Here is an 11472-nt window from a genome sequence, read left to right on the forward strand (position 1 = left end):
TGGAATGACCGAATAACAACCAATACAGACAATGGACAACATAGCGGATCGTTGTACCTGCCTCACGCATCAGGCAAAATTTGCTCCTCTGCCCGCCACCGTCCAACTATGAATTGGACATCCCGGTTGCAGAGGGTTCACTTTTTAGTCAGATTTTTCCAATCGATAACGCATTAACGTTAGTAAATAGGGCTGACTGTCGCTAATAATCTGTTGATAATATTTATCATCCAATACTCTGAACAGCCTCATCAGATAAGGGTCTTCTCCCTCGCCGCTAACCTGTGGGCCGCCCTGCCATGCCTGAATCAGCTTCTGTCTGGCTTTTTGCTGTATTGATTCATCCCAACAAACTTGACCCGCAGATACATCATAGCAACTTTCCAGCCAGGCCCACGCGCTCTTGGGCAACAAGAGCAGTGGTGAACTCAGCCCCTGTTGATACCCTTTCAGCCACGCTGAAAGATGCTTTTCTGCCTCTTCCACACGGAATGAAGCAAAGCGCCACTCGGTTCCATCCCGACCATATATTCGGCTTTCCCCCTGCCCACCGCTCATGCAGTAGATCAGATGTTCCAGCCACAGGGATATACCATCAGCCACCGTCAGTTTGGCGGGCCGCCAGCGCAGTAAACCATCCTGCTGCACCTGATTTAGCCAACCGCTAACCGTAATACCATCGATCTGTTTTTCAAATTCAATATTGTCAAAAGGTTGCTTTTGCTGTTTCACCCGCTCCGCCAGCTCGCTCATATCCTGCATCTGCCCCTGCCAGAAGAGTTCACCAAAAGCACCAAACGGCAAGGTGCCGGCAGAACAAAAACGGGCAAACAGCAGCTCAGGATCGTTCTCTTCAATCAGGCAATTAAGCAGTAGGGTATTAAGCTGATAACGTTGCAGATTTCCGACTAAAAATGGCTCTTCGTCCGGAAGTTCTGGCTCATCAAACGTAAAACTCACATTTAACCGTTGCTGAAAGAATGCCCGTACCGGATTACGGTAAAAACGGCGTAGTTCATCCAGTTCAACCTGCTCCAGAGCGACTTTATCCAACGGCTGCCCAAATTCACCCGGTGCAGCCCCCCGCCGTTCAGCGGCGGGTAACCATTCATTGGCATAACTTTGCTGTTCGCTACCTGCAATAAAATTCTGCTGGCTGAATGGTACCCGGGCATGGTGGCATAGCAGATGTTGATGTACCTTCTCAGCGCTCCTCTCCAGATCGCTATTCACATCGTCTGCCAGAACGTGGCTTTGAGCGATATATTCCAGCAATTCCGTTACCAGAACGGAAGGGTACCGAGGGCTGTTATCCTGAATAGATTGACCAATATAGCTGATATACAGTTTTTGTTGGGCCGATAACAAAGCCTCAAGAAACAGGTAACGGTCATCATCCCGTCGACTGCGATCCCCTTTACGCGATTGCACGGCCATTAGGTCAAAACCCAATGGAGGCAATGTGCGTGGATAAACGCCATCGTTCATCCCTAACAGGCACACTACCTTAAACGGAATGGAGCGCATGGGCATCAGAGTACAAAAATTTATCGGGCCGGCTAAAAAGCGCTGACTGATGCGTTCATTATCCAGCCGGGAAGCTAAATCATCTTTTAAAACGGTTAATGGAATTTCCTGACTATAGTTAGCCTCCAGACCAAAGCCAATTTGCTTTTGCCACTGCTGCTCAATCAATGCCAGTACGGGCTCAGTCTCTAAATCGGTAATAAAAAAGGCTTCCGTTAGCTCATGACAATAAGGCAGCCACTCCGTGAGAGTATGTGACTCCATCAGGCGCTTACGCCAGATGGAGAGTTGCATCAGAAACTCGGCCAGTTGCCCCGCCAAAACGGCAATAAGACCGCTGGACTCATCGTAAGGTAAAATGCCCTGATAGTCGCCGCTCTGACTATCCATCGCATAGCCTAATAACATGCGGGTCAGGCCAAAACGCCAGGTATGCTGCCCCGTCGGCGGTAAGTCAAAATCGCTGACCATCTCATCATCCAACCCCCAGCGAATCCCGGCCTCTTCAACCCACTGGCGTAAAATTCGCAATCCATCTTCATCAATCTGGAAACGTCGGGCTAATGCGGGCACTTCCAGCAGCGTCAAAATATCTTCGGCGCTAAAGCGACTTTCAGGTAAATCCAGCAGCATTAAAAATGCGCTCAGTACAGGATGCGCCTGACTGGCGCTGCGATCAGAAATTGCATAGGGTAAATAACGTTCTGTCGGCGCATTGCCAAAAACCGCTTCAATGTATGGCGTGTAATTATCGATATCCGCCACCATCACAATGATATCCCTCAGCGTCAGGGTTGGATCATCATCCAGCATGGTCAACAGCCTGTCGTACAGTATCTCTACTTCCCGCTGGGCACTGTGACACACGTGAACGCTGACCGAACGATCGTTGGGATCCAGTAACTGTTTATCCTGACTGTTCAGCGGAGAGTTTGGGTTATTAATCACCAGCGCCCGATCCTCTAACTGGAGAATATCCCGCTGAATGCGGTGCAAAAGGCACTCCTGTTCAATATCAACAAAGGCATCAACTTCCTGCATTTTATCCAGTTGTGCCAGCAGATAGAGGTTATCACGCCCCAGTTTTCCCCAACTGGCCAACAGAGGATTACTCAGTTGCTGATTGCCCTGCTCGTCAAATAATGATGCAGCCATCTCCGGATGGCGAAATAGCGCAATATTTTGTTTATTATTTATTTTATTTCTTTTACGGGCCTGAAGTTTGGCCAGAAAAGTATAATCCTGGATATCACCCCAGTAGTAGCGACAGGGATTAGTAAACATCAGATGAATATCAATATGCTGCCCTAATGCCTGCAAAGCTTGCAGATACACCGGAGGAAGTGCGGATATTCCACAAATAAAAACTCTGGAAGGCAATTTATCCGGCGAAAAGTCAGGATGGTTCAGGGTATCAATAAAGCGTTGATACAGATTTGCCCGGTGCCAGCCCGGCTGCTGCAAATCATGGGTATATTCGGTCAGCGCTCGCCAGAGAGGCGCCTGCCATACCTGAGCTTCGTTTAACCCATCAATCAGTTCATGCTGCTCCCAACTGCGCAGCCATTCAGGTCGATAGACTAAATACTGGTCAAACAGATCCGCAATACGCCCGGCTAGCTGATGGCACTTCCGCAAATCCTCATCATCACTTAAATAGCGCGATAGTGCGATAAATTCAGGTTGTTCCAGCATTGAAGGCAACAGCCGCATCAGCTTCCAGATCATGGCATCTTTACTGAATGCGCTCTCCTGAGGAATTCCGGGTAAAACCTGTTGAAACATCTGCCAGATAAATGATGCCGGAAGCGGAAACTCAATATTTGCTGCAATACCTAACTCAGTTGCCAGCTCAATTTGCAGCCACTGCGCCATACCATGGCTTTGAACCAGAATAATCTCTCGTTCAAAGGGGTTGGATAACGGTTTACCGGCGATTACCGCAGTGGTTAGCGTTTTTAGCAGGTCAAGCTGGTTTGAGTGGTAAACCGTAAACATCCGGGCTCCTGAAGTTATATAACGCCCCATTTTAGTTAAAAAGTCGGGCTGATTTCACTGGTGTCGCCATTTACAAGGGCACAATTCTCAATCTTCTTGCCGATAGTGTAAAGCAGGCAATGGATAACCACCTATTTTTACTGTCATTTCGCCTGTTGCTGAAGATATTATCAGCGTTACCCTAAACCATAGCATGAACCATTGCCCTTCATCTGATTGATGCTGCTATATTAGTTAGCGTACTTACCCATCATGCTATCAGCGAACTTTGGCTGCACGATGATATTTAACAGATTTCGAGCTTTATCGAAAAAAATCATGCTGTCGGCAGTTTAGGTTGTTTACCCGGAGGTGTCAGACATGAGTCAACTATTTACCCCAATTAAGTTGGGGCCGGTCGTTTTACCCAACCGTATTATTATTGCACCAATGTGCCAATATTCCGCCGAGGATGGTAAAGCAACGGAATGGCATACCATTCATCTTGGTCAATTAGCCTTTTCCGGTTCGGGACTATTGATTGTTGAAGCCACCGCGGTTGAGCCGGAGGGCCGTATATCTCCCGGCGATCTGGGGCTATGGAATGATGAAACAGAACAGGCCTTAACCACCACCATACAAGCCGTCAGGAAATACTCTTCTATGCCGTTGAGTATCCAACTGGCCCACGCGGGTCGAAAAGCATCAATGCCGGTTCCCTGGCAACCGGGTCCTGCCGTAACGCCAGAAAACGGTGGCTGGCAGCCGGTCGCTCCTTCCGCCATTCCATTTGATAAACATTCAGCTCAACCCAAAGCACTGACTCAGGAGCGTATTACCTCCATCATCGCTTCCTTTGCCCATTCGGCTAAACGAGCCGATAAACTGGGATTTGAAGTCATCGAAATTCACGCTGCTCATGGCTACCTGCTGCATGAATTCTTGTCTCCCATTTCAAACCATCGGGAAGACCAATACGGTGGCTCGCTGGAAAATCGTATGCGTCTGACGCTGGAGGTTTTCGCTGCGATCCGTAAAGTACTGCCAGCGGATAAAGCTGTTGGTGTACGAATTTCTGCCAGTGACTGGGTGGAAAATGGCTGGGATCTGCAACAATCGCTAACGCTCTGTCACCAGTTAAAAGCGCTGGGTTGTGATTATATTCATGTCTCCAGCGGTGGCCTGTCGGCCCAGCAGCATATTCCTCTCAGCCCTAATTATCAGGTTCCCTTTGCCCGCAGGATCAAAGCAGAAGTAGGAATGCCAACCATCGCCGTAGGCCTGATTACTGAACCGGAGCAGGCCGAAGCTATTATCGCTACCGGTGAAGCGGATATGGTCGCGCTGGCCAGAGGGATCTTATATAACCCACACTGGCCGTGGCATGCCGCGGCGGCACTTGGTGCTCAGGTTAGCGTACCCAAACAGTACTGGCGTTCACAGCCTCATCGAGTAAAGGGGCTGTTTACTGAAGATTAATGCATACTGACCCGCTTTCATTATTATATAAACCTGAATGGTGAAAGCGGTCAGTGGCAACATCATCTGCTATTGATTTACTGACTCATCGCATTGCCACTTCTCCAATTCCACGCTCTGCTTTCCCGGCATCATTACCTGCGCAGTAATTTTCTGGCAACCATTTCCCATGGGAGCTGTCAGTATGTTTAAGTGCCATTGCCCTGATTTAAGCTTTGGTTCCTGTTCAATAAGGTCGGGATAGATATCTAATGCCTGAGCCGCAAGGCGCCATGCATATTGGCTATCGGTGTAGAGATTGAATTGTGCCAGAAGTACCTGTTGATAGCTTAACAGCCCCATAATGGTAATAGAGAATAGCAACATAGAGATAAGGACTTCCAACAGGCTAAACCCACCCTGTCGCAATATATTTAAGGAGTGCATTCTGCCGGTACCTTAAGTGGGCAGAAGTCTATTCTCCCATGAGGTAATGGTTGTAGCTTTATACCCTCACCAGAAGACTGATTGTCAAACCTGCCTGCCAGTTGAAACAGTACCAGGAGAGGCTGGTTACTTCCCATATTCCCCTCTCCCCGAATGAGAATCTCAGTATTATTAAGTGGGCGAATGCAGGATGAGAGTTGATGATTTTCAGCTTTCTTGCATTGCCACTCGCGGTTTAGCGCCAACCAACGTTGAGATAATGCCCATGAAAGCGAAGAGAGCGCCTGATGATAAGCGTGAAAATAGCGCCGTTCATCGGCATAGATCTTTACCTGAACCAGCAACTGATCGCTCTGCCCTTTAAGCATTAAAGTCCCAAATAACATTAGCAGCATCACCATAACAATGGTGCTATAGCCTTGTTGATTAGCCATCAACTCACATCTTCCTCTTAGCATGTCAACGCACTCCCCGTACCCTTAGCGTTAAACGACGTTTCACTGATGACCAGCGTTTCCAGTGCCCCTCTAATACGATCAGGTAATAGGCCGTCTGTTTCCCGGCGCTGTTCAATGAATGACCTCCTGACCGAACAGAAAAGTGAGTGATAACTATTTCAGCGGGATCTAATAACTTCTCCCATCCATTACCCTGGCAATCTTTAGCGCTGCGATGCTGCTCAATACTGTTGTTTAGCCAGCGGTAAGCAAAATGCTCTGATGTTGCGGAATCAACAGAATCGATGACACCGTTATGGTTAAGATCGTAGCGAATAATCAGACAGCTTCCCGCTACAGATTGAGAATGTTGACCGATGAACAGGGCTTCAGATACCCGCTCTTTTCCTTCTTTAAACAGAAATCCAGCCCGACGTAAATCCTTTGCTATGGCCATTAGCACCTGCCCCATAGTCTGTTCCAGACGATAGAGCCTATACAGTGTTAAACTCTGCCGCTGTAATGCAGGATACATGGCGGCAACACTCACTATCATCATGCTGCTAATCAGCATTGCCATCAACATTTCAGCTAATGAAAAGCCACCCTGAGCATTTTTTATTAACACGGAGTGATACCCGGTAAATAGGGTTGCTGACCATTGATGCTCTCACTACAGCGGCGCAACCGCCCTTTAGCAGACAGAATCACCTTCACTCTTCCCGCCTGATTCGATACCACAATATGCCCGGTACCCGCGGTATTTCGTATGCCGTAGAAGCCAAAGCCAATATCAGAATGACTAACTTCTAAACCAATAGTGGACTCCGGTAAAACAAAGCGTAACCCACTGTCGCTATCGCATTCACCATCGCGCTTTGTTTGACTGGCTGCGATACAACCGCGAGTTCCCAGTTTGCCTACCTGCAACAGATAAGTCTGATTACGCCAGTTAGCCGTCGCCTGAACGCGGGTTAAAAAAGCCAGAAGCCCCGCGCTACTTTGTTCCAGTGCAGCCCGTTGCCGATAGTTTTGCCAACCGGAAATTCCCGTCAATGAGAGAATCGCCGTAATAGTGATAACCAGTAATATTTCAATTAGCGTCATACCACGTTGCCCATCAGGTAAATATCGTTTCATAACGCCAGGGTAAAACAGCATCAGACAGGACAACAGAAGGAGAGTAAAAAGATGGGAAGCGCCACCAGACAATTTAATGTAACAATGTGACGGTTAAATATATTTTCGAGCTATGTCGCAATAAGCTAGATTAAAAAAATCCCCGACAGGGCTTGCCATATCGGGGATGGATTATTTGATTAACTGATTTTGATTTAAATCGCTACTGGCGCCTTAATTCCCGGATGCGGGTCATATCCTTCAATCTCAAAATCATCAAACTGATAATCAAAAATAGAGGCTGGTTTGCGCTTAATCACCAGTTTTGGCAGCGCCCGCGGCTCACGGCTAAGCTGCAAATGAGTTTGTTCCATATGGTTCATATACAGATGAGTATCCCCACCGGTCCAGACGAAATCACCCACTTCCAGATCGCACTGCTGCGCCATCATATGCACCAGCAATGCATAGCTGGCGATATTAAATGGTAGCCCCAGGAATACATCACAAGAGCGCTGATAAAGCTGGCAAGAAAGCTTGCCATCCGCCACATAAAACTGGAAGAAAGCATGGCAAGGTGCCAGCGCCATTTGGTCCAATTCACCCACGTTCCAGGCAGAAACGATAATACGGCGCGAATCCGGATCCTGTTTCAACTGCTCAACCACTCGAGTGATTTGATCGATCTGACGACCGTCGGCCGCACCCCAGGCGCGCCACTGTTTACCATAAACCGGGCCTAAATCGCCATTGTCATCTGCCCACTCGTCCCAAATGCTGACATTGTTTTCATGCAGATAAGCAACGTTGGTTTCACCTTTCAGAAACCATAGCAGTTCATGAACAATAGAGCGGATATGGCAACGCTTAGTTGTCACCAGCGGAAAACCATCTTGCAAATTGAAACGCATCTGATGACCAAAGATCGACAGCGTACCGGTACCGGTACGGTCAGATTTATTTGTGCCCTCATTCAGGACTTTTTGCATTAATTCCAGATACTGTTTCATGGTTATCCTATGCTTGTTGTTTCGAAGTCTGCGGGCGACGGTACGCCCAAACCATCATCAGAATACCGATAATGATCATTGGTAAAGAGAGCAGTTGCCCCATGCTGAAGAAGTTGCTAAACAGCCCCAGTTGAGCATCCGGCTGGCGGAAGAATTCAATAATAAAACGGAATGAACCATAACCAATCAGGAACAGGCCTGACACGCTACCAATTGGGCGTTTTTTCTGGATAAACAGGTTCAGAATCACAAACAGAACGATACCTTCCAGACACATCTCATACAGTTGTGACATGTGGCGCGGCAACATCCCATCTTGCATAAAAGGAAGCCATTGGGGATTTTGTTCAGCAAATAGTTGGTCGGCCGCTCTTGAAGTAGGAAAGCGCATGGCCCAGGAGAAATCGGTTACCCGCCCCCAAAGTTCGCCATTAATAAAGTTACCCACGCGCCCTACTCCTAAACCAAACGGAATCAACGGGGCAATAAAATCAGAAACCTGAAAGAAAGTGCGTTTGGTGCGGCGAGCAAACCAGAACATCACTGCAATCACACCCAGTAAGCCGCCGTGGAACGACATTCCGCCTTCCCATACCTTAAACAGATACAGAGGATTAGCCAAAAAGCTCGGAAAGTCATAAAACAGAACGTAGCCTACCCGACCACCAACGAAAACCCCCAGAAAACCGGTATATAACATGGTTTCGACTTCATCTTTAGTCCAGCCGCTGCCCGGTTGTTTAGCCCGGCGATTTGCCAGCCATAAGGCAAAGACAAACCCGATCAGATACATCATACCGTACCAGCGTAAAGAGAGGGGTAATGTAGGTTCTAAAGAAAAAATGATCGGGTCAAATTTAGGAAATTCCAGAAAATTAGAGTTCATCACTCACCATTTAGTACGAGTTCAATATTGAATAGGGGGTTAAGTTGACACTGTCTGACTTAAAAATAAGTCGGAATCCGTTCATCATACCATAGCCGGGAAAACATTCATCAGAACAGACAAGTTATTCACGTTCATTTACTTTTTAACACATCAGCTGACAAAACGCTTATTCATCAGCCTGAAATAAATTAGCCCCACAACATTGTGAGGCTAACGAATTGACTCACCTTCCCTCACCTTTTTTGCGGCGATGGGGAGGATGGGTTCGCGGAGGTTTTGCTTCCTGCAATACCATAACCACCGGTGAGAACTCCTTCATCACGCGACGATAAACATCGCGTTTAAAAGAGACTACCTGACGAACCGGATACCAGTAGCTAACCCAGCGCCAGCCATCAAACTCGGGTGTGCCGCTACGCTGCATATTGATATCTGCTTCACTGCTTAACAGCTGTAACAAAAACCATTTTTGCTTCTGACCAATACAAACGGGCTTGGTATCCCAACGCACCAAACGTTTAGGTAACTTATATCGTAACCAGTTTCGTGTATAACTCAGGATGCGCACATCTTTTCGACTCAGTCCTACCTCCTCGAAAAGCTCTCGGTACATTGCCTGTTCTGGCGTTTCTCCGGGGTTGATCCCCCCTTGCGGAAACTGCCAGGAGTGTTGACCAAAACGTCTGGCCCACAAAACTTGTCCTTGTTTATTACAAATTACGATACCAACATTCGGGCGGTAGCCATCATCATCGATCACTGGACTACCTCAAATAAGCATAAAATCTTAAAGATGGTCTGATTGTTTCATACTACGCACAAGCGGTAAACCTCTGTGTCATATCTATGCGGTGATAATCAATCTGAGAATAACTTGACACAACACGCAAAGTTATAAACAAAAATGCGTTGTAAATCGACGGGTTATTCACTTTTACTGTGGATATCTATGTGAAGAACCCGATAACAATGTGGGTAGAACTTTCTAAAACCCGGTATCAACCCCACCAATAAAATCAAAAAAAACATTAAGTTTCAATTATATAAAATAATTTACATCATCCTGAAAACTATTTTATTTACCTTTAAATTACCCGGTCGTTTATTCATGCTCAAAAAACGTTCTTCGTCGATTTTATCCACAACACATGGTAAAAACTTGAGCAACACCCCAACTTATGCGCAAAAAAAACCTTTAGTCAAGGTAAAAAACCGCATCAGGACTTGACGTTTTTAGAGTTATCCAAGGAAGCTGTGGATAACATAGTGTAAGATCCTGTTCACTGTCGGTGGCTTATCACATATAAATTCCGATATGATAGATAAACTTAGTGAATAAAAAATAAAAATAATTTTATAAATCATGTCATTATAAGAGTTATCTTCAGATATTTGACGATTGATAAATCCACTAAAAATTAGTGTTTAATTATTAAACAGAATGTTGAATCAATAAAAACGGGCCTTTGATGTATAACAATCCGCAGCCACCCAATATCCCTGATAGTGAACAACAACTGTACCAGCGTGCACTCGCGCTGGCGGGTTATACCATGAAAGAGCTGGCCGAAGCCGCTGGATTACCCATTCCTGAAAACCTGAAGCGGGACAAAGGCTGGGTTGGTATGCTGCTGGAACACTATCTTGGGGCCTGCGCTGGCAGTAAAGCGGAACAGGATTTCCCACATCTGGGGGTAGAATTAAAAACTATTCCCGTTAATGCACAGGGCAAACCGCTGGAAACGACCTTTGTTTGTGTCGCTCCGCTAATCGGCAATACCGGTATTACCTGGGAAAATAGTTACTTACGTAAAAAGTTGTGCCGCGTTCTGTGGGTGCCGGTAGAGGGTGATAGACATATTCCCTTAGCCCGGCGCCGTGTTGGCACAGCGTTATTGTGGAGTCCCGATAGTCATGAAGAGCGACAGTTAAAGCATGATTGGGAAGAACTGATGGACCTGATTGTACTAGGTAAAGTGGAATCGATAACCGCCCGCCACGGCGAAGTATTACAAATCCGTCCCAAAGCCGCAAACAGCCGCGTATTAACCGAAGCTATAGGTGAATTTGGACAGCCGATTACCACACTGCCTCGCGGGTTCTATTTAAAAAAGAAATTTACTATGGCTTTGCTATCCAGGCACTTTCAAATATAAGTAATTTCTTAGGCCAATTTGATAGCAATATTTTTACCAACATATAAACCACGATAATCACCGTGTATTATCGTGCCACGTTGCTATGTAACGCATAACTAACCGAGTGTTTTATTAATAAGGCCGAAGGCTGTCTATAGCCCAACTACACGGGAAATGTAGAGGCGATGGATTATTTAACCAAATATCCATACTGATTTAAGCGACGCAACCTGTTGTTATCAATGATAACAGGGATGGTGTATCAGCAATACGCCAGCGGGCAGAAGCTGGATATGATGACACCGCCTTTTGAGCGCGGCAGAGTATGAGTTTAAGCATCCGGCAATGCGCAATGTATCCGGTGCGGTAAACTTACAGTATCTGCTGATTGATGATAATGGGTTTAATCAGGCAGTAACGGTTAACACCGTAGAACGGTAAAAACGCTTTCCATATTGAAATAAAATGCT

11 protein-coding genes are annotated in these 11472 nt (G+C 46.5%); 3 read left to right on the top strand and 8 right to left on the bottom strand.

Features of this window, described 5'->3' with window-relative positions:
- Nucleotides 1-144 precede the first annotated feature (144 nt).
- Nucleotides 145-3525 carry an exodeoxyribonuclease V subunit gamma gene (recC, locus tag LPW36_RS03530; protein ID WP_230608093.1) on the bottom strand — a complete coding sequence of 1127 codons (3381 nt, stop codon included), beginning with the start codon at nt 3523-3525 and terminating at the stop codon, nt 145-147.
- Nucleotides 3526-3885: 360 nt separating this feature from the next.
- Here recC and LPW36_RS03535 point away from each other — a divergent pair, with 360 nt between their 5' ends.
- A complete protein-coding gene (locus tag LPW36_RS03535; protein WP_230608094.1) occupies nt 3886-4983 on the top strand; it encodes an NADH:flavin oxidoreductase/NADH oxidase in 1098 nt (365 codons plus the stop codon).
- Between the two features lie 69 nt (nt 4984-5052).
- On the opposite strand, the gene LPW36_RS03540 is transcribed toward LPW36_RS03535, so the two are convergent.
- From LPW36_RS03540 to rppH, 7 genes are all read right to left on the bottom strand, one after another.
- Nucleotides 5053-5409, bottom strand: coding sequence for a prepilin-type N-terminal cleavage/methylation domain-containing protein (locus LPW36_RS03540; protein WP_230608095.1), 357 nt, complete (start codon nt 5407-5409; stop codon nt 5053-5055).
- The gene (locus LPW36_RS03545) at nt 5397-5867 is read right to left on the bottom strand and encodes a DUF2509 family protein (RefSeq protein ID WP_230608096.1); all 471 of its coding nucleotides are present in this window, start codon (nt 5865-5867) and stop codon (nt 5397-5399) included. The genes LPW36_RS03540 and LPW36_RS03545 overlap by 13 nt, the downstream gene beginning before the upstream one ends.
- A gap of 1 nt (nt 5868) precedes the next feature.
- Nucleotides 5869-6474 (bottom strand): prepilin peptidase-dependent protein, encoded by a 606-nt coding sequence (locus LPW36_RS03550; protein WP_230608097.1) that lies wholly within the window; start codon nt 6472-6474, stop codon nt 5869-5871.
- Nucleotides 6468-6986: a prepilin-type N-terminal cleavage/methylation domain-containing protein gene (locus LPW36_RS03555; RefSeq protein ID WP_230608098.1), complete on the bottom strand. Its 519-nt coding sequence runs from the start codon at nt 6984-6986 to the stop codon at nt 6468-6470. The genes LPW36_RS03550 and LPW36_RS03555 overlap by 7 nt, the downstream gene beginning before the upstream one ends.
- 194 nt (nt 6987-7180) lie before the next feature.
- Nucleotides 7181-7975, bottom strand: a complete 795-nt coding sequence (gene thyA, locus LPW36_RS03560; protein WP_230608099.1) for a thymidylate synthase — start codon at nt 7973-7975, stop codon at nt 7181-7183.
- Between the two features lie 7 nt (nt 7976-7982).
- Entirely contained in the window at nt 7983-8861 is an 879-nt protein-coding gene (gene lgt, locus LPW36_RS03565) for a prolipoprotein diacylglyceryl transferase (RefSeq protein ID WP_230608100.1), read from the bottom strand.
- Between the two features lie 226 nt (nt 8862-9087).
- On the bottom strand, nt 9088-9624 hold the full coding sequence (gene rppH / locus LPW36_RS03570) for an RNA pyrophosphohydrolase (RefSeq protein ID WP_230608101.1): 537 nt from the start codon (nt 9622-9624) through the stop codon (nt 9088-9090).
- Nucleotides 9625-10333: 709 nt separating this feature from the next.
- Between rppH and mutH the strand changes: the two genes are divergently transcribed.
- Together mutH and LPW36_RS17745 are read left to right on the top strand one after the other, a co-directional pair.
- On the top strand, nt 10334-11020 hold the full coding sequence (gene mutH / locus LPW36_RS03575; protein ID WP_230608102.1) for a DNA mismatch repair endonuclease MutH: 687 nt from the start codon (nt 10334-10336) through the stop codon (nt 11018-11020).
- A 291-nt stretch (nt 11021-11311) separates the two neighbouring features.
- Nucleotides 11312-11443, top strand: coding sequence for a hypothetical protein (locus LPW36_RS17745; RefSeq protein ID WP_268991493.1), 132 nt, complete (start codon nt 11312-11314; stop codon nt 11441-11443).
- Nucleotides 11444-11472 lie beyond the last annotated feature (29 nt).

Origin of the sequence: Limnobaculum eriocheiris (assembly GCF_021010575.1) — a bacterium.
GTDB lineage: Bacteria > Pseudomonadota > Gammaproteobacteria > Enterobacterales > Enterobacteriaceae > Limnobaculum > Limnobaculum eriocheiris.